The 18,749-nt window shown below is 59.5% G+C and carries 17 protein-coding genes and 1 tRNA gene; 5 read left to right on the forward strand and 13 right to left on the reverse strand.

The features are described from left to right. Positions 1 to 8: 8 nt before the first annotated feature. The 3 genes from FHX06_RS24010 to obgE are packed head-to-tail and all read right to left on the reverse strand — an operon-like array spanning position 9 to position 3,517. A complete protein-coding gene (locus FHX06_RS24010; RefSeq protein WP_113209791.1) occupies positions 9 to 1,292 on the reverse strand; it encodes a glutamate-5-semialdehyde dehydrogenase in 1,284 nt (427 codons plus the stop codon). Further along, a complete protein-coding gene (gene proB / locus FHX06_RS24015; protein ID WP_113209790.1) occupies positions 1,285 to 2,454 on the reverse strand; it encodes a glutamate 5-kinase in 1,170 nt (389 codons plus the stop codon). The genes FHX06_RS24010 and proB overlap by 8 nt, the downstream gene beginning before the upstream one ends. Continuing rightward, positions 2,447 to 3,517 carry a GTPase ObgE gene (gene obgE, locus FHX06_RS24020; RefSeq protein WP_018114298.1) on the reverse strand — a complete coding sequence of 357 codons (1,071 nt, stop codon included), beginning with the start codon at positions 3,515 to 3,517 and terminating at the stop codon, positions 2,447 to 2,449. Before obgE ends, proB begins: the two co-directional genes overlap by 8 nt. An 83-nt stretch (positions 3,518 to 3,600) precedes the next feature. Here obgE and FHX06_RS24025 point away from each other — a divergent pair, with 83 nt between their 5' ends. Next, positions 3,601 to 4,467, forward strand: a complete 867-nt coding sequence (locus FHX06_RS24025; RefSeq protein WP_113115914.1) for an endonuclease/exonuclease/phosphatase family protein — start codon at positions 3,601 to 3,603, stop codon at positions 4,465 to 4,467. Between the two features lie 136 nt (positions 4,468 to 4,603). On the opposite strand, the gene FHX06_RS24030 is transcribed toward FHX06_RS24025, so the two are convergent. The 4 genes from FHX06_RS24030 to rplU form a co-directional block, all read right to left on the reverse strand. Continuing rightward, complete coding sequence (locus FHX06_RS24030; RefSeq protein ID WP_113206096.1) at positions 4,604 to 5,191, reverse strand: GNAT family N-acetyltransferase; 588 nt, start codon at positions 5,189 to 5,191, stop codon at positions 4,604 to 4,606. Then, a complete protein-coding gene (locus tag FHX06_RS24035; protein WP_113209788.1) occupies positions 5,188 to 5,844 on the reverse strand; it encodes a GNAT family N-acetyltransferase in 657 nt (218 codons plus the stop codon). Before FHX06_RS24035 ends, FHX06_RS24030 begins: the two co-directional genes overlap by 4 nt. Positions 5,845 to 5,969: 125 nt before the next feature. Continuing rightward, positions 5,970 to 6,239, reverse strand: coding sequence for a 50S ribosomal protein L27 (gene rpmA, locus FHX06_RS24040; protein ID WP_007824841.1), 270 nt, complete (start codon positions 6,237 to 6,239; stop codon positions 5,970 to 5,972). Between the two features lie 34 nt (positions 6,240 to 6,273). After that, positions 6,274 to 6,591 carry a 50S ribosomal protein L21 gene (gene rplU / locus FHX06_RS24045; protein ID WP_007824851.1) on the reverse strand — a complete coding sequence of 106 codons (318 nt, stop codon included), beginning with the start codon at positions 6,589 to 6,591 and terminating at the stop codon, positions 6,274 to 6,276. 304 nt (positions 6,592 to 6,895) lie between these two features. Between rplU and FHX06_RS24050 the strand changes: the two genes are divergently transcribed. Further along, positions 6,896 to 6,985, forward strand: a tRNA-Ser gene (locus FHX06_RS24050). 53 nt (positions 6,986 to 7,038) lie between these two features. Here FHX06_RS24050 and rtcR read toward each other — a convergent pair. Continuing rightward, on the reverse strand, positions 7,039 to 8,646 hold the full coding sequence (gene rtcR, locus FHX06_RS24055; protein ID WP_113209787.1) for an RNA repair transcriptional activator RtcR: 1,608 nt from the start codon (positions 8,644 to 8,646) through the stop codon (positions 7,039 to 7,041). Positions 8,647 to 8,940: 294 nt separating this feature from the next. Here rtcR and FHX06_RS24060 point away from each other — a divergent pair, with 294 nt between their 5' ends. Continuing rightward, positions 8,941 to 10,359, forward strand: a complete 1,419-nt coding sequence (locus tag FHX06_RS24060; RefSeq protein WP_183881136.1) for an RtcB family protein — start codon at positions 8,941 to 8,943, stop codon at positions 10,357 to 10,359. Between the two features lie 77 nt (positions 10,360 to 10,436). Here FHX06_RS24060 and FHX06_RS24065 read toward each other — a convergent pair whose 3' ends face one another. The 4 genes from FHX06_RS24065 to FHX06_RS24080 form a co-directional block, all read right to left on the reverse strand. Further along, the gene (locus FHX06_RS24065; RefSeq protein WP_113209785.1) at positions 10,437 to 12,146 is read right to left on the reverse strand and encodes a flotillin family protein; all 1,710 of its coding nucleotides are present in this window, start codon (positions 12,144 to 12,146) and stop codon (positions 10,437 to 10,439) included. Continuing rightward, positions 12,143 to 12,793, reverse strand: a complete 651-nt coding sequence (locus FHX06_RS24070) for an OB-fold-containig protein (protein WP_113209784.1) — start codon at positions 12,791 to 12,793, stop codon at positions 12,143 to 12,145. The genes FHX06_RS24065 and FHX06_RS24070 overlap by 4 nt, the downstream gene beginning before the upstream one ends. A 6-nt stretch (positions 12,794 to 12,799) precedes the next feature. Further along, a complete protein-coding gene (locus FHX06_RS24075; RefSeq protein WP_113209783.1) occupies positions 12,800 to 13,945 on the reverse strand; it encodes a PspA/IM30 family protein in 1,146 nt (381 codons plus the stop codon). Positions 13,946 to 14,055: 110 nt separating this feature from the next. Further along, the gene (locus tag FHX06_RS24080) at positions 14,056 to 14,982 is read right to left on the reverse strand and encodes a LysR family transcriptional regulator (RefSeq protein WP_183881138.1); all 927 of its coding nucleotides are present in this window, start codon (positions 14,980 to 14,982) and stop codon (positions 14,056 to 14,058) included. Positions 14,983 to 15,151: 169 nt separating this feature from the next. On the opposite strand from FHX06_RS24080, the gene FHX06_RS24085 reads away from it, so the two are divergent. Both FHX06_RS24085 and FHX06_RS24090 read left to right on the forward strand, forming a co-directional pair. Continuing rightward, a complete protein-coding gene (locus FHX06_RS24085) occupies positions 15,152 to 16,681 on the forward strand; it encodes an MFS transporter (protein ID WP_183881140.1) in 1,530 nt (509 codons plus the stop codon). 177 nt (positions 16,682 to 16,858) lie between these two features. Beyond that, positions 16,859 to 17,116: a DUF2934 domain-containing protein gene (locus FHX06_RS24090; protein WP_183881142.1), complete on the forward strand. Its 258-nt coding sequence runs from the start codon at positions 16,859 to 16,861 to the stop codon at positions 17,114 to 17,116. A gap of 80 nt (positions 17,117 to 17,196) precedes the next feature. On the opposite strand, the gene FHX06_RS24095 is transcribed toward FHX06_RS24090, so the two are convergent. After that, complete coding sequence (locus tag FHX06_RS24095) at positions 17,197 to 18,708, reverse strand: aldehyde dehydrogenase family protein (RefSeq protein ID WP_246715625.1); 1,512 nt, start codon at positions 18,706 to 18,708, stop codon at positions 17,197 to 17,199. Positions 18,709 to 18,749 lie beyond the last annotated feature (41 nt).

Genomic DNA, 18,749 nt, shown 5'->3' on the forward strand with positions numbered 1-18,749 from the left:
TGGTCACGTCAGGGCCGCGTCTGTCCGTTGCCGCGAACGCGGTATTTGAAAGAAGTAAGCTGCTCGACGCCTACAGGGCCGCGCGCATGCATCTTGCCAGTGGCAATGCCGATCTCCGCACCCATGCCGAATTCACCGCCATCAGCGAATTGGGTGGAGGCGTTGTGCAGCAGGATGGCCGAGTCGATCTCGGTGAAGAAGCGCTCGACGACTTCTGGGTCTTCGGCAAGCACGGCTTCAGTATGGTTCGACGAATATTTCTGGATATGACCGATCGCGCCGGAGATGCCGTCGACGACAGCAACGGAAATGATGGCATCCAGATATTCGGTCGACCAGTCTTCTTCGGTCGCAGGCTTCAAGCCCGGCACGACGTCGATAACGGCGGCCGAGGCGCGAACCTCGCACCCGGCTCGGCTCAGAACCTCGATCAATGGTTTCAGATGCGTGGCGGAGACGGCCTCGTCAACCAGCAGGGTTTCGGCTGCACCGCAGACGCCGGTGCGGCGCATCTTGGCATTGACGATGATATCCTTCGCCATTTCGAGATCGGCGGAGGCATCGACATAGATATGGCAGAGGCCTTCGAGATGGGCGAAAACCGGCACGCGCGCTTCGCTCTGCACGCGGGCAACGAGGCTCTTGCCGCCACGCGGCACGATGACGTCGATCGTGCCATCAAGCCCGCGCAGCATGGCGCCGACGGCTGCGCGATCGGTGACAGGTACGAGCTGGATCGCATATTCCGGCAAGCCGGCTTCCTTCAGGCCCTCGACCATGCAGGCATGGATCGCAGCCGAGGAACGGCGCGAATCCGAACCGCAGCGCAGGATCACCGCATTGCCGGCCTTCAGGCAGAGCGCACCGGCATCGGCCGTGACGTTCGGCCGGCTTTCAAAGATGACACCGATGACGCCGAGTGGCGTGCGGACACGTTCGATCTTCAGGCCGTTCGGCCGGTCCCAGGCGGCGATGACTTCGCCGACAGGATCGGGAAGAGCGGCAATCGCGCGAATACCCTCGGCCATTTCGATGACACGCTTGTCGTTCAGCGTCAGGCGGTCGATGAAGGAGGCGAGCATGTCCGTCCCCTCCACATCCTTCAAATCCTTGGCATTTTCCGAAAGGATACGGGCCTTGTTCGCAAGGATGGCATCCGCCATCGCGTTCAGAGCCTTGTTCTTGGCATCGGTGGAAGCAAAGCCCAATGGTCGCGCGGCGGCCTTGGCCTTGCGGCCGATGTCGTTCATCAGCACGTCAATGTCAGGGCTTAGCGCAACAGTATCAAGCATAGCTTGCGTCCTTCTTCTGCCTTTCCGATTTCGAGCCGATCTGCGCCGTCATTACCATATCGTCGCGATGGACCATGGCGGCGCGGCCGGGATAACCGAGGATTGCCTCGATCTCAGCCGATTTGCGGCCGGCGATCTGGCGGGCTTCCTCTGCGTCGTAGCTGACGAGCCCACGGGCAATCTCGCGTCCGGAGGGAGCGATGATCGCAACTGTATCGCCGCGGGCGAAATTGCCGGAGATGCTGCGCACGCCAGCGGGCAACAGGCTCTTGCCGGCGCCGAGGGCCGTGACGGCACCCTCATCGAGCTGCAGCATGCCGGCCGGCTGAAGCTGGCCGGCGATCCAGGTCTTGCGGGCGGTGACGGGCGTGCCCGAAGGTGCAAACCAGGAGGAGCGCGCACCGTTTTCGATTGCCGACAGCGGACTTTCCGTCTTGCCTGACGCGATGATCATGGCGCAGCCGGAGGTCGTCGCGATCTTGCCGGCATCGATCTTGGTGCGCATGCCGCCGCGTGAGAGTTCCGAGGCCGCACCACCGGCCATGGCCTCGATCTCGGGCGTGATTTCCGCAATGGTCTCAAGGAATTGCGCATCCGGATCGAGATGCGGCGGAGCTGTGTAGAGACCGTCGATATCGGAGAGAAGGATCAGCAGGTCAGCGCCGGTCATGGTGGCGACACGGGCAGCGAGGCGATCATTGTCGCCATAGCGGATCTCGCTGGTCGCGACCGTGTCGTTCTCATTGATGATCGGCACGGCGCCGATCTTCAGAAGTTGATTGATGGTGGCGCGGGCGTTGAGGTAACGGCGGCGCTCTTCGGTGTCGCCCAAGGTCAGCAGGATCTGGCCGGCGACGATCTCATCGTGTGACAGGCTTTCGGACCAGGCACGTGCCAACGCGATCTGACCGACGGCCGCTGCCGCCTGACTTTCCTCCAGCTTCAGGGCGCCGGAGGGTAGATCGAGCACCGAGCGGCCGAGTGCGATGGCGCCTGACGATACTACGAGAATATCGACGCCTTTGGACTTCAGCGCAGCGATATCGGCGCACATGGCATCGAGCCATGATTTCTTCAGGCCGGTCTTGCGATCGACCAAGAGCGCCGAGCCGATCTTGATGACGACGCGGCGATAGCGATCCAGCGGTTTGCGGCTACTCATCGCTCTCGTCCTCGTCGCTGAGGATCATGTCGCGATGGCGCAGCTTGGGGGTCTTGGCCGGCTTTTCCTCGGTATTGGCTTCGACGATGATGTCGCGCAACGCGCGCAGCACTTCCGTCATTCCCTTGCCGGTAACGGCCGAAATCAGGAACGGCGTCTTGCCGCAGGCCTTTGCAAGTTCCTTGGCCTTCTTCTTCAGCGTCGCGTCGTCGAGGACGTCGATCTGGGATAGCGCAACGATTTCCGGTTTGTCGGTAAGGTCGTTGCCATAGGCTTCGAGCTCGTGCTTGACCGTCTTGTAGGCCTTGCCGACCTTTTCCTCCTGGGCAGAGACGAGATGCAGCAGTACGCGCGTGCGCTCGACATGGCCGAGGAAACGGTCGCCGATGCCCACGCCCTCATGCGCACCTTCGATGAGACCGGGAATATCGGCAAGGATGAATTCCCGCTCGTCGATAGTCGCGACACCGAGGTTGGGGTGCAGCGTCGTGAAGGGGTAATTGGCGATCTTCGGCCGGGCGCGGGTCACGGAAGCGAGGAAGGTGGACTTGCCGGCATTCGGCAGGCCGACGAGGCCGGCATCCGCAATCAGCTTCAGGTGCAGCCAAATGGTCTTTTCTTCGCCCTCGAGGCCGGGATTGGCCCAGTCCGGCGCCTGATTGACCGAAGACTTGAAGTGGGAATTGCCGAAGCCGCCATTGCCGCCTTTTGCGAGGCAGAAGCGCTGGCCTTCCTCGGTCAGGTCGCAGATGAGGCTTTCCTGATCCTCCTCGAGGATCTGCGTGCCGACCGGAACCTTGAGTGTCACGTCATCGCCATTGGCGCCGGTGCGGTTCTTGCCCATGCCGTGCATGCCGACCTTGGCCTTGAAGTGCTGCTGGTAACGAAAATCGATCAGCGTGTTGAGGCCATTGACGGCCTCAACCCAGACATCGCCGCCGCGCCCGCCGTCACCTCCGTCGGGCCCGCCGAACTCGATGAATTTCTCACGGCGGAAGGAGACGCTGCCCGCGCCACCATCACCCGACCGGATATAGACCTTTGCTTCATCGAGAAATTTCATTTTACTTCCAGTACTCAGTGCGTTTGGGCGACCCCTCTTGGCCCATTCGATATAGGCGGTTCAGGCGGAGGTCAAAGAATATCGTGATTTTTGCGAGCTATAACATACAGTACGGCTTCGGTCTCGACGGCAGATACGATCCGGAACGTATCGCCGGAAGCCTCGAAGGTGCTGATGTCATCGCGCTCCAGGAGGTGACGAGAGGCTTCGTTCGGAACGATTATGCCAATATGCCGGATATTATCGCGGCTCTGTTTCCCGACCATTTCTGGGTCTATGGACCGGCCTGCGACATGCATGTCGAGGCGCCGAAGGGCCGGATTTCGCTGCCGCGCGATACCCGTTTTCAGTTCGGCAATATGGTCCTGTCGCGCTGGCCTATTCTGTCGACGCGCACGCTGCTTCTGCCGCGCAGCCGTACGATCGACAAGATAAACCTGCAGCGTGCTGCTACGGAAACCGTTATTGCGACCCCCGGCGGCGCTGTCCGCGTCTATTCCGTCCATCTCGATCATGTCTCAATCGACGAACGCCTTGCGCAGCTTCGCCATCTCCGCGAGCGCATCAATGCCTTCGTTCAGGAGGGCGCATCGCTGAGCGGGGGCAGCGAATTCGGGCTTCCAGAGCTGCCGCTGCCGGAGGATTACGTCATCATGGGCGATTTCAACATGGAGCCGGAATCGCCGGAATACTGCGCCTTCGCCGGATCCGTCGACGGATTTTACGGCCGTACGGCGCGGATCGGCACGCCGATCGACGCCTTTGCGGCGCTTGGAGCCTATACGCCCGGAAGCTACAGCTGGATGGATCCGGAAGATCACGGCAAGCGGATGCATATCGATTACTGTTTCGTCAGTTGCGGCCTCAAGGACCGGTTGAAATCCGCTGTCATCGATACGGATTCGCCAGGGTCCGATCATTTTCCCCTGCGGGTCGAGATCGGCGATTGAAAGGACGCCGCCCTTAAAGCGTGCCGCGATCTTTCAGATCGCTCACTCGCCTTAAGGTCTTTGTTTCGTGCATGCCGTTACCGCAAAACCACTGCACGCTTTTGCGCGACAGGCATCATAGCGGCGTCCTTCTATATCAGGCGACCTTTTTCTGCTGCAGAGCGCCAGGCTGCAGCACGGTTTCGATATGGGCGACCATGGTGTTGCGGGCGAAAGAGTAGATTTCGCTGCAGCCGGTCATCCGGAAACCGAGCTTTTCCTGCAGCCGGAGGGATGCAGGATTGTCGGCAAAGACGCCCGAATGAACGGGGACGTCAGGCATGCGCCGCGAGAAACGTTCCAGCACGGCTTCCGCCGCCTCGCTCATATAGCCGCGCTGCCAGTAGTAGCGGTTCAGCCAATAACCGAGGTGCCAGCGGCCGTGACGAAGTTCGATCGACACATTGCCGATATGAACATCATCACTGCCGGTGATCGCCAAACTCCAATCAGGCATTACGCCTGACGTAACCGGGATCAGCCAGTCCAACGCATCCTGCCGGTCGTAGGGGGCGGGAACGCGGGCCAGCATGCGGGTGACCGCGAAATCGGAAAGCGATTCCGCGATCGCCGGAGCGTCACTCAGCCTGTGCGGGCGAAGCGTCAGCCTTGCCGTGGTGATGACCGGCGCAGGGCCGGGCATCATGGGCTTGCTCTTGGGCCGCTGAAGGGTAACCGAACTCATGAGATTGCCCCCCAGCTTCTCAGCGACATCCAGGTCTTGCGGTCGAGCCGGTACCATTCGACCGGCACGTTGCTGCCGAGCGCCAGCGATGCGGCAAGGCCGGACCCCTGGAACTGGAAGCCGCACTTCTGGATGACGCGGCGCGAAGCGACGTTCATGACCCGGCAGCGGGCATCGATCTGCTCGACCTGCTGCCGCGTCCTGAACACCATGTCGACGAGGGCATGGCATGCCTCGGTCATATAACCCTGGTTCCAATAGGGTTCGCCCAGCCAGTAGCCGATCTCGACGGTCTTCTCGTCGGTATGCGGCTCCACCCCGCAGCACCCCATGAAGGCACCGTTTTCGGCTTTGGTGATGGCATAGACGCACTTGCCAATCTCGCCATTTCGCGTACGCCAAACAAAGTCGGCGGCATCATTGGCGGTATATGGGTGCGGCATACGCGATACCATGGTGGCGACTTTGGCGTTGTTGGCGAGATGGGCAAGGGCGTCAATGTCTTCCTCGTGGGGCGCGCGCATGACGAGCCTTTCCGATAACAAGACAGGGCAATCGGTCCTTAACCGCTCCGGCCTCAGCCGTTCCATGGGAGACTTTTGGTCCTCCCTGGTCGACCGTGATTGGTCAACCCTTATCAATTCGCCTTGCATGTTCAGTCCTCCTGTTTGGACAAAGAAAAAGGGGAGATGGCGCCCCATCTCCCCTGTTTTCTGGACTGAATCTGGTACGGTCAGCCGGGTCGATGAGACGCCGGCTGTTTTAGAGCGCTACCGGCTTATTCCGCTGCTTCCGCTTTCGGCATTACAGACACGTACACGCGACCATTGGCCTTCGTTCGGTAGTCCACATTGCCAGCCGTAAGCGCAAAAATAGTATGATCCTTGCCGAGGCCGACATTGGCGCCCGGATGCCACTGCGTACCGCGCTGGCGAACGATGATGTTGCCTGCTACGACATTTTCGCCGCCGAACTTCTTCACGCCGAGGCGCTTGGAATCGGAATCGCGACCGTTACGCGAGGAACCGCCAGCTTTTTTATGTGCCATTGGAGTTCTCCTTTAAACCTGAAACCCGTTGATCTTACTTGGCGGCCACGATGTCCGTGATACGGACAACCGTGTGATGCTGGCGATGGCCGCGCGAACGCTTCGAATTCTGACGACGACGCTTCTTGAAGGCGATAACCTTCTTGCCGCGGGTCTGGTCGACGACTTCCGCCTTGACGGAGGCGCCGGCTACGAAGGGCGCACCGATCGCTGCGTCGGCACCTTCGCCGATCACGAGGACTTCGGTGAATTCAATGGAGTCGCCAGCGGAGGCTTCAAGCTTCTCGATGGTCAGCACGTCATTGGCTGCCACACGGTACTGCTTACCGCCGGTCTTGATGACTGCGAACATTATTTTATCCTTTCATGTTCGATCCAGCTCTCCCCGCAAAGCGCAGGTGGCTGTCTTCTTATCAGTCGAAGTTAAGCAGGGATTTCAGGGAACTAGCCCGGAACTCTGGTCTGCCGGTGAAACCCCGCGCGAGCGCGAGGCGGGCAAGGGGCGGATTACTCCGCTCCTATTGCGGATGCGGGATACGCGAGTGACAGAAAGGTGTCAAGGCAAAAGGATGGAAAAGCTTGAGATTTCGGCTTGCCAGCCTGTCATTTGCTCGTTATGAGAACGCCCGCGCCGAACAAGCGCCGACCAAATATGCGGAGAGGTGGCAGAGTGGTCGAATGCACCGCACTCGAAATGCGGCATACCTGCAAGGGTATCGTGGGTTCAAATCCCACCCTCTCCGCCATTACAAAATCCGGCGATCCGATCACACCGAAAGCCTGCCCAAGGTCCCGGCATTCAACGCGCCGTGCGGACGTCTTCAAATCTCAATCCGAAGCGCGCCAGATATTTCGACAGGCGATCTGCGTCGTTACTGCTCTTTTTTTCAAGGCGTGAGCTTGCGAACAGGGCTCGGCCTGCGGCGCTGATGTTAGCATGTTCCCGGCATATGCGGACGACGGCTGAAAGCTGGGCCGAATCGAAAAGGTCGAGCCCGGCGACCGCGTCTCGGCCGAGGACCTCGATGAGAATATCGTCATTCGACAGGCTCTGGGCCGAATTCCTCCATGAGGCTTTCAGTCGGCGAATTTCGTCCTCGACCGCTTCCACGGTGATCCGTCCTTGTGGGGCAAGCGTCGCCATGCGGGTGATCGAGGCGGAAAGATCGCGGAAATTGGCGCTCCAGAGAGCCTCTGGGCTGTTTGCGAAGGAAAGGTAGCGCTGGCGAGCCTCCTTGTTGAAGGTGATGTTCTGACCTTCCAATTCTAGAAAACGCCGCAGCTCGAATTCGAGGTTGGGCTCTATGTCTTCCCGGCGCTCGCGCAGGGCAGGAAGCCCGAATGTCCAGAGGTTCAATCGCGCAAGGAGATCTTCGCGAAACTGCCCCTTCTGCACGGCTTCGCGCAGATCCCTGTTCGTGCCGGCGAGGAGCTGGAAGTCGGCGGACACCTCTCGGTCCGCGCCAACCGGCAGGAAGCGCTTTTCCTCGATGGCACGCAGGCACATGGCCTGTTCATCTGCACCCAATTCACCGATCTCGTCCAGAAAGAGAACGCCCTTGTCGGCGGATTTCAAGAGACCCGCTCGTTCGCCGGCGGCACCGGTAAAGGCGCCTTTGACGTGGCCGAAGAGGGTGGACATGGCCTGGTCGCCGCGTAACGTCGCGCAGTTCACCTCGACGAAAGGTCCGGTTACCTTACGCTGGGCCTTTTTCAGTTCGTAGATCCGCTTGGCAAGCTGCGATTTGCCGGCGCCTGTCGGCCCTGTGAGCAGCACAGGTGCGCTCGAGCGGATGACGACGCGTTCGATTTCATCGATCATCCGGTTGAAGGCGGCATTGCGCGTAGAAATGCCGGATTTCAGGAAGGAGGTGGCATCGGCCCTTTCCGAGGCAAAACGCTTAGCGATTTCATCGTATCGTGAGAGATCAAGATCGATAATGGCGTGCGTGCCTGCAAAGTCCCGATCCGGTTCGCGGCCGCGCGGCGGCGAGAGCTGTAAAAGGCGGCCTGGAATTATCCGCGCCTCGGTCAGCAGAAACCAGCAGATCTGGGCGACATGCGTGCCGGTAGTGATATTGACGAGGTAATCCTCGCTCTCCGGATCGAAATTATAGTTGCGGGCAAAGTCTCGTAGGCTCGTATAGACCTCGGAGAAATCCCAGGGATCCCTGAGATTGATGATGTTCTGGCGGACTTCGGTTGCCGGTGAGACGGTTTCAATATCCGTAATAATCCCTTTTGCCAGCCATTCCGAATGGTTGTCGTGAATGAGCTCAAGGCGATCGATGAACATTCCGGGCTGCCGGCACAGACCAACGTTCGGCCGCCATCGGGTCCAGCGCTCTTCGTGGCGGCCGAGATCAAGCGTCGTTCCAAGGATGCTGATGGCAACTCGACGTTTCATGGGCTATCCAATTTTATAAGGTTTTATATTTTGAGATAAGATATGAAAACTCGAATGAAATCGCAATTCTAGGCTGAAAGATCTTTCCGAAGTTTTTATCCGTTTTAAAACAATTGGATAGCAGTAAATTTCTGCTGTTTCTGTGCTTTGGGCGTCCAATTGGCACACCACTTGAATTGTATCCGGCGTCACTTTGCGTGACACGCCTTTGGTTAAAGTCTGATGCGAAAAGATCGTCGCCTGGGTGGTGTGGAAAAACGAACGAATAGAAGGACTGCAGAAGCAGAAAAGATAATGGTTAAAGTCGTAAGCGGACAGGATCTGATCGACGCAGGCATGCTGCAGGGCAAGTGGTTTCGCCCGGCGCTCGATGCTGCCAATAAGGTTCTGAGCGAAAATGGTTCGATGGATGAGGCGATGGCGGCTGCGCGGACATTCCAGCCGGGGCCGACGCTCGCGCTGCGCACGTCTGGCGACATCGAGATCTATTCGAACATCCGCGCTGAAAACACTTGCGAGCAGGACAATGTCGAGAAGGTGAATGCGACGATGCGCGAGCTTGTCCGCACGCCCGTCATCCGTGCGGCAGCAATCATGCCGGATGCCTGCCCGGCCGGGCCTGTTGGAACCATTCCGGTCGGCGGTGTCGTCGCATCGGAAGGAATCCATCCGGGCATGCACTCTGCGGATATATGCTGCTCGATGGCGATCTCTATCTTTCCGAGCGTCGATCCGAAATCGCTGCTGGATGCCGTTCATGCCGTGACGCATTTCGGTCCGGGTGGCCGTCCACGCGGTGCGCAGATCAAGCCGTCTGAAGCCACGCTTTCTGCTTTTCAGCAGAATCCGTATTTGAAGGATGGTGCGTTCAGCGCGGGAATTGAACACTTCGGGACGCAGGGTGACGGAAACCACTTTGCCTATGTCGGAACGATGAAATCGACCGGCGAGACGGCTCTCGTGACCCATCACGGTTCACGGGCCCCGGGTGCGCGTCTCTATGATCGTGGGATGAAGGTTGCAAACCGCTTCCGCGAACAGATCTCGCCGGAAACGCTGCGCGATAATGCCTGGATTCCCAGCGATACCGAGGAGGCAGAACTCTACTGGGCGGCACTTCAGACGGTGCGTCAGTGGACGAAGGAGAACCATTATGTCATCCATGACATGGCGGCGGAAAATCTCTCCGCCAAGGTCGCTGATCGCTTCTGGAACGAGCACAACTTCGTTTTCAGGAAGTCCGATGGCCTCTTTTATCACGGGAAAGGTGCGACCCCGGCGTTCGACAAATGGGCGGCAGATGCAACGGATCTGACGATCATTCCGCTCAACATGGCGGAACCGATCCTCATCGTTCGCGGTTCGAATGCCGCGCATGGCTTGGGCTTCTCACCGCACGGTGCCGGCCGTAACTTCTCGCGCAGCGCCCATCTGCGGCGTCTTGCAGAAGAATACGGTGCCGACTCCCGCGGGCTCAGCCCGAACAACATCGCCGATATTCTGGCGAAGGAAGCGGCTGGGATCGACGCGCGTTTCTTCTCCGGCTTCGCGGATATTTCCGAATTGCCGGGTGCCTACAAATCGGCTGCCAATGTCCGGGCGCAGATCGAACAGTACGGTCTTGCCGAGGTGGTCGACGAGGTGATTCCTTACGGAAACATCATGGCGGGCGACTGGCAGAAAAACGCGCCTTGGCGGAAGAAGCGCCGGTAGTCCGGATGTGCGCAGATGTGGCCTGTACAAAGAAAAAGGGCGGAGTAATCCGCCCTTTTGGGTTTTGGATATTAGATTTATCTCGGCGGATACAGGTCGTCGATTTTTAGATCAACATCGAGGTCAGCGGGTTCCTGCCGGGCAGCCGAATTCGGTTGGAGGTTTCCGAGCAGCGAAGAAACCGCGTTGTCTCCAGCAAAGCCCGCTTCTTTCAGAAGCTGGTCGAGGACGGGCTTGTTGGCCTGATAATTCAGCAATTGGCCCGCAAGTCCGTCACCGAGCCCTATGCTTCCGCTTCGGGCGTCGCCGCCGCGTCCCAGCATGCCGCCGGTGTCGAAAATACGGATATCGGAAATCTTCTCGATCGGCTTCACCGCCTCAGCCAGCGCCTGCGGGATGATACGGATACGCTCGCGCAGGATTTCGTAGTCGATGATCGCCGCACTCAACCGGTTGCGTGCTTCGTTCAGCAGGGCTTCGCTTTCGGCCGCCGCCTTGCCGGTCTCCAGAACGCCCTTCGCTTTGATGACCGCGGCGTCTGCCTCTGCCACCGCGAGCGTCTTGATGGCGTCCGCCTGGTCGACTGCGGCCTGTTTTTCAGCTTCGGCACCGACGGTCACGGCCGTCGCGTCGGTTTCCGCCTTCTTGCGGGCGTCGATGACGGCGATCTGACGTTCGCGTTCGGCAATTTCGACGGCCTTTGCGGTCGAAACCTTTTCCTCCGCTGCGATAGCCAGGGCCCTTGCCTGTTCCGCCTTAGCCTTGGCTTCGGACTCCTCGCGGCTCTTGGTGGCGACGGCAATGGCGCTTTCCTGTGAAACGATCTGCAGGTCGCGGCGGGCTTCGGTATCGCGCTGCTGCACGGCGCGGGATGCGTCGATATTCGCGCTTTCGCGGACCTGCTTGGCGAGGGCCTCACGCTCGGCAATCGCCTGCTCGGTGGTGATGCGGGCCTCTTCTTCCGCGCGCTTGGCAGCCTGCTCCTGCTGGGCGGTTTCTGCGCGCGTTGCGGCCGACTTATTGGCGATGTCACGCTCCTGGTTGAGCTCGGCTTCGCGCTTGGTGCGCTCGATTGCCAGTGACTGCTGGCGCGCTTCGAGATCTTTCTGGGCGATGGCGACTTCCGTATCGCGGACGATCTCGTTGCGTTCCTTCTTGCGGCTTTCGGTGATGCGGGTCAGCGTTGCAAGGCCCTGCGCATCGAAGAAGTTGTTGGCATTGAAATGCTTGATGTCGGTCTGGTCGAGGCGGGTCAGGGAGACCGATTCCAGCTCGAGGCCGTTCGATTGCAGGTCAGCGCCGACGGCCTCCTGCACCGCCTTGACGAAATCCATGCGCTGTTCCTGCAGCGCATCGAGGTTCATGGTGGCGGCGACAGAGCGAAGACCGTCCACGAATTTCGCCTCGATCAAAATCCGAAGCTGTTCCGCATCGTTGGTGCGATTGCCGAGGGTCTGCGCAGCGAGCGCGATCGATGAGGCGTCGGGTTTGACGCGCACATAGAATTCCGCACCGATATCGACCCGCATACGGTCCTTGGTAATGAGTGCGTCACCTTCGCCGCGCCGTACCTCAAGCCGCAGCGTCTTGAGATTGACGCGCGCTATCGATTGAAAGATCGGAAGGACGACCGAGCCGCCATCAAGGACAACCTTCTGGCCGCCGAGACCGGTGCGAACATAGGCCTCGTCCCGGCTGGATCGAGTGTAGAGTGTTGCGAAAACCAGGCCGATGCCCAGTATCAGCACAAGGCCGATAATGGCCGGCAATAGCAGATCGAATATCATGGTGATTCCCCGGTATATGTATCTGGCGCCTTCAGCATGTTTGACGGCGGAGTGATGGCTATGAAAACATTGGATTTATGGTCGACAATGAGGACCTGGGCGCCGATCGCCATGGGTCGTTCGTTCGGCGCGGCTCTAGCCCTGAACGTATGCCAATTGCTGTGCCGGTCCTTAATGCGAACACAGCCGGGCAGCCCTTGATCCAACGGGCCGACTGTCACTTCGCCAGTCCTTCCAATGAATTCGGCGAGGTCAACGGCATAGGTCTCATCACGTGGTACGAGCCGCCCGACGATCCTGGTCAGAGATCGGACTTCAGGGATCGCGACAAGAAAAGCAGGCACCGCAGCCGCGAGTGTCGGCAAAGGCAACCAAAGGGTTCGGGCAATCGCCTGGAAAACAAAGCCGTTTATGGCAAACATGCCGAGAAACAGCATCAGCAGCACCAGAACCGGAACTCCACCATAGTTGAGCCATGACAGAAGCCCCGACACGCCGCTGCCGTGATCGTCGGGTAATGCCTTTCCGATCAGCTCGCTGAGCGAAAACCCAATCAAAAGGCAGCACATTTCCAGAAAGGTTAGTGCAGCCAGTATGATTGCCGCAACCGCAAAGGGGGTGGAGTGAGGGTCGAGGAAAAGATCCATCGGCGCTTAATTCTGGCCGGCCTTGAGCTGGGCGAGCCGGGCTTCGATTGCCTGTTCCCGATGCAGACGGTCAAGTTCATCCAGTTCCGCGCTTGCAGCCTTATTCTCTGACGGAACTCCCGTAAGGCGTGAGACGGCCGCGGCCGCGCGGGCTGCCCCGTCAGTCGGCCGGTTTCGGCCGGCTGCAGTGTCGGAAGCCTCATGTAGATGCTGAAGACTACGCTTCAAAGCGGCCAGCTTCTCTTGTGCCTCACGGCGTGTCGCCAGGATTGCCTGAAGCGCTTGCTGGCCCTCATCCAGCTGTGTTCTGGCGGCCGATAGGGCATTGTCGAGTGCAGCAAGCTGCGCCTCCAGATCGATCTGTCTTGCCACGCCCGCCTTCGCAAGGTCATCTCGATTGGCCGACATTGCTGTGCGGATCTTGTCATCGAGGGCGCGCCGATCAGCTTCGATCTCGCTGCGTCGGGTCTGGATGCGATATTCTTCCGCCCGTGATTTGCCGAGGTCCACACGGGCCTCATCGGCAGCAGAATCGATGTCACGAAGCGCCTGTTCGACGACCGCGATTTTGTTTGCTCCTTCGGCCTTGTCGACGGCAGCATTCGCAAGTCCGGCGATAAGGCGACCTACGCGCGACAATATCCCTTCACTTGTCATGATATTGATCTCCCTTCGGTTTGCATGCGGAGTGACGCCGATATCGATCTGAAAGGCACCGTTGGTGGCAACGAGTTGAGCCGCAAAGATGTTGATCGACCCGTTCGAATAGCCCGCCACGTCGTAAGGAACGATCATTCGGCCACGAACGGTCGCGAGTGACAGCGTTGCGGGTCCCTTTATCGAGAACAGTTTTTCATCCAGAGGCAGTTTTGCCGGTGATATCGGATGGTTGCGATTGGATGCGAAGTCGCGCAGACCGAGGGTGACCAGCCTAGCCGGCAGACCGGTTTTCTCCCGAACGGTCTCATACGCCAGTTCGTGAAGCGTAACGAGATTGGCTCCGTCTTCTTCCGTCAGCATCTCGTCGAGCATGGCGAGCATTTTTGCGTAGGCGGCAAAGGTCTCGTCCAGAGCCTGTTTTGCCTCAGGGTCAGGCGAAAGGTCATAGCGCAAAATCGATGTGTGAGCGGTTTGGGCCATGCCTTTAAACATAAAGCACTGCTTTTGTGCTTTCAAGTCCAGGTTTCAGTTTTTAGTTGAAATTTTATTCGGCGAATGAATCCGTAGGTATGTATGGCGCATTCAGGGCCTAAATGATTTTATCAAGCGTGGCGTGTAAGAGGGAGGCTCTCGCAACGATCGGAAAAGAGCTTTTCGCTGAGGAAATCGACAAGCACGCGGACCTTGGGCGAAAGGTGCCGGTTGGATGGCCAGAGCAGGTGGAACTGGGCGGGGGCATCGATATGGGCATCGAGCACCGTGCGCAGCCTGCCATCGGCGAGCGGATCGCGGGCGAGGAAATCCGGCATGCAGCCGATGCCCATGCCGCTGATTGTGGCGCCGCGAAGGGCTTCCATGTTGTTGCAGGTCAGCACCGTGCGGGTTCTGATTTCCGGGTGGTCGGCGGTGAGGCTGAGCGGCCAGGGCTGCAGTTTTCCGGAATTGGGGAATCGGAAGCGGACGCCTAAGTGACCTTCCAGGTCACGTGGGCAATCCGGAGTGCCGTGTTTTTCAAGATAGGCGGGAGCCGCGCATAGCAGGAGCTGGAACGGGCGAAGTGCACGCGACATCAGCCGCGAATCCGGCAAGGTTCCGCTGCGGATGGTGACATCGACGCCCTCTTCGATCAGATCGACAATCCGGTCGTTGAAGTCGAGATCGAGTTCGACCTCCGGGTAGAGGTTCACGAATTCCGGCAGGATCGGCAGGATCAGATGGTAGCTGACCAGCGGTACGCTCACGCGCAACCGTCCTCGAGGGGTCGCAACCGCCTGAGCGAGCGAGGCTTGGGCATCTTCCAGGTCATCAAGGATGCGCCGGCAGCGCTCATGGAACAGGCGACCTTCTTCCGTCAGCCGCAAGCTCCGCGTCGAGCGCTGGAACAGGCGGACGCCGAGCTGTTGTTCAAGCGCGGTTACGGCCTTGCCGACAGCGGAGGGCGAGAGACCAAGCGCGCGGCCAGCGGCAACGAAACTTCCAAGGTCAGCGGTTCTGACGAAGGCTGTCAGGCCACCCAAAGGCTGATCCATCCGCAGATCCTTTCGAGCGATTTATTCCGCTATGGGCGGAACAAACTATAGGTTATCGAAGAATTACACTCAATTTATGCTGCTTTCCGCATTCGAAGTCCAGGCGTTTCGATGCCTGCCTGCGCGAACTTCCCAAGCGCGTCCTCACACTCGAACCAGCGGATATCTTATGACTGCTACCCATAAATCCAAACCAACCGGCATCGCGGAGAGAATCTTCGTTCTGATTGCCGTATGCTCGGCTGCTGCTGCAATGCCTCTTACCTTTACAGGTCCCGCCGTGGCCCTGCCGGCAATCAGTGCCGAACTCGGCGGCAGCCCCATTGCCCACAACTGGGTCACCAATGCCTTCATGCTGACCTTTGGCAGCACGCTGATGGCCGCCGGTGCGCTCGCGGACAGCTATGGCCGCAAACGCATCTTCCTGTGCGGCCTTGCCGCCTTCATCCTGTTTTCCGGCGGGCTTGCCTTTTCGCCTGATATCGTCTGGTTCGACGGCCTTCGCGCGCTCCAGGGTTTCGGCTCGGCCGCGGCTTTCTCCGGCGGGATGGCATCGCTGGCGCAACAGTTCGACGGAAAGGAACGCATGCGTGCCTTTAGTCTCGTCGGCGCGAGTTTCGGTATTGGCCTCGCCTTCGGACCGATGGCGTCGGGCATGATGATCGAAGCCTTCGGTTGGCGGGCGATCTTCGCACTCGTTGTTGGCCTCGCCATCATCGCTTTCATATTCGGTGCGGTATTCCTGACGGAAACCCGCGATCCCGAGGCAAGGGGGCTCGATTGGCCGGGCGCAATCAGCTTCACGCTCGCTCTGTCGCTCTTTACTTATGGCGTGCTGCGGGCGCCGGAGAGCGGCTGGGGCGATGCCTTTACGCTTGGGCTCCTTCTGGGCTCGGCGCTGCTGATGGCTCTCTTCTGCTTCATCGAGCACCTCGTAAAGCGGCCTATGCTCGATCTAACGCTTTTCCGGTATCCCCGTTTCGTCGGCGTGCAACTCCTGGCGGCTGCTCCAGCCTATGCATTCGTTGTCCTGCTGATCCTGCTGCCGGTGCGTTTCGTCGGTATCGAGCGTTTGAGTGCGGTTGCTGGGGGACAGATGATGATCGCGCTTTCCGGCCCGCTTCTCATCCTGCCGATCGCGGCCGGGTTGCTGACCCGGTGGTTGCCGGCAGCGACGATCTGCAGCGCCGGTCTCGTCATCTCGGCTGCCGGTCTCTTCTGGCTCGCCCATATTCCCGTCGGTTCGGACCATGTGGCGCTTGTTGCACCCCTGCTGACGATCGGTATCGGCATCAGCCTGCCCTGGGGTCTCATGGACGGGCTTGCCGTCAGTGTCGTGCCGAAGGAGCGTGCCGGCATGGCAACCGGGATCTTCAGCACGACCCGCGTCGCTGGTGAAGGAGTGGCGCTCGCCATCGTGAGTGCGGTCCTCTCCGCGCTGACGCAGTCCTATCTTGGAACAAGCCATGAAGCGATCGTGGCGGCACAGCGACTGGTGACGGGCGATCTCAAGGGTGCAAGCCAGGCTCTTTCCGGAATGGGCGAACTGGAACTCATCCATGCCTATAATGATGCTTTCGGCCTGCTTCTGTGGTTTCTAACCGGCATCACGGTTCTGACGGCAATCGTCATTTTCACTTTCATGGGACGAGGTGTCGGCAAAGCCGGCGAAGCGGCTGAAGAGCCTATTGCTGTTTGAACGGAAAAGGGCGGACAAACGTTTCCGCCCTTTTAACTATAGCCACTGAAATACTACTCTTTCCGACGCAATTTATCCTGCAATATTACATCCCGCAGTAACGACTCCTAAAGTCCGGGCTGTCACTTTTATTTCCATTGGCATTGCGTGAACATATTTGCTGGCTGGGGTTTTGAAATGAATCGTAATCGGGATGATTGGGTCAACCAGCGGGCATATGCCATCTGGGAAGAGGAAGGCCGGCCGCATGGTCGGGGCGAGAGCCATTGGGCGCAGGCGCTCAGGGAGTTCGAACAGCTCGAAGCTACCAAGGCTTCCGCCGACGGCAGTGATCTCATCGAAAAACTGAAGGCAGCCGGGCGCTTGATGCGGACCTATGACGAGGCCGACGCACAGGATAATCAGAGCAGTAAGCGCAAGACGGCAGGCCGCTAGGTTGAATCCGGCCGCGCGGCAAAAGTGATTTTCATACGAGCTTGTATAAGCCGCCGACCATCAGGCCGGCGGCTTTTGCATTATTGCGCCAGGCTATCCGCAAGCGTGATGTGGACGTTCTTCAGCTCCGAATATTCATCGAAACCATGACGACCGAGCTCGCGGCCGATCCCGCTTTGCTTGTAGCCGCCGATCGGCATTTGCGGCGTGCCGTCGCCCATGCCGTTGATCCAGGTACGGCCGGCCTTGATACGGCGGATCGCCTGCAGGGCAATCGATAGATTGCTCGACCAGACGCAGGCAGAAAGGCCGAAAGGTGTATCATTGGCCAAGCGGATTGCCTCTTCTGGATCCTTGAAGCGGAAGCTGGCAAGAACCGGGCCGAAGATCTCCTCACGAGCAATCGACATATCCGGCTTCACGCCGGTGAAGATCGTCGGCGCGTAGAAGGCACCGCCTTCGCCGAGAATGGTGCCACCGCTATAGATCTGTGCGCCATCCGCCTTGCCTGCGGCCACGTAGCCGGAGACCTTCTCGAGATGGGCTTTGTGGATCAGCGCGCCGACGGTGCTGGAATCGTCGAGCGGATCACCGGTGACGATCCTTGCCGCCAGAGCCTCGACCTTTTCCAGAAGCTTGTCGGCGACAGACTCGTGAACGATCAGGCGACTACCGGCAATGCAGACCTGACCCGAGCAATGAAAGGCGCCGCCTGAAATCTTCGCGGCGGCGGCATCGAGATCGGCATCGGCGAAGACAACCTGCGGACCTTTGCCGCCGAGTTCCAGGCCGACCCTTTTGATGTTCTGGCCGGCAATCGCGCCGATGATGCGGCCGACGCGCTGCGAACCGGTGAAGGTGACCATGTCGACATCGGGGTGCTCGGCGAAGATCTGGCCGACATCGGCGCCAAAGCCTGTTACGACATTCAACACACCGTCCGGCAGGCCAGCCTCGCGGGCAAGCTCTGCGAGGCGGATGGTCGAGCCCGAGGTGAATTCGCTGGGTTTGATGACGACGGTGCAGCCTGCGCCGATCGCCCAGGGAATGCGCTCGGAGCCGATCAACAGTGGGAAATTCCAGGGCGTGATGATGCCGACGACGCCGGCTGGCTCGCGCAGCACGAGACCGAGCGTATTGGCGCCCATATCATTATGCGTTTCGCCTTCCAGGCCCTGTGCGTGGCCGGCGGCATAGTGCCAGAGCGTCGCGGAAAAGCCCATCTCGCCGCGCGCCTGGTTGATTGCCTTGCCGACCTCCAGCGCCTCGATGGTGGCAAGCTCCTCGATGTTCGCTTCGATCAGATCGGCGACGCGGCGCATGATGCGGGCACGCTCGCCACCGGTCATTTTCGGCCAGGGGCCATGGTCGAAGGCTTTGCGGGCAGCCGCAATTGCAGCCTCGGCGTCGGCACGCGAACCTTTCGGAATGGCGCCGACGATATGGCCGGGGTGAGCAGGGCTTTCGCGGTTGATCGTCTCTCCTGACTGGGCGGGAACGCTCCTGCCATCGATCAGCATGGAATAGCGGCGATCCTGCAGAAGGCGCGGATCGTCTAGGCGCGGCGCGATGAAGCGATATTGGACGGTCATGACTTTGTCCTCGATTGCTGAATGGGACTGCTGATGGGCGA

The organism is Rhizobium sp. BK512 (assembly GCF_014194915.1).
Lineage (GTDB): Bacteria > Pseudomonadota > Alphaproteobacteria > Rhizobiales > Rhizobiaceae > Rhizobium.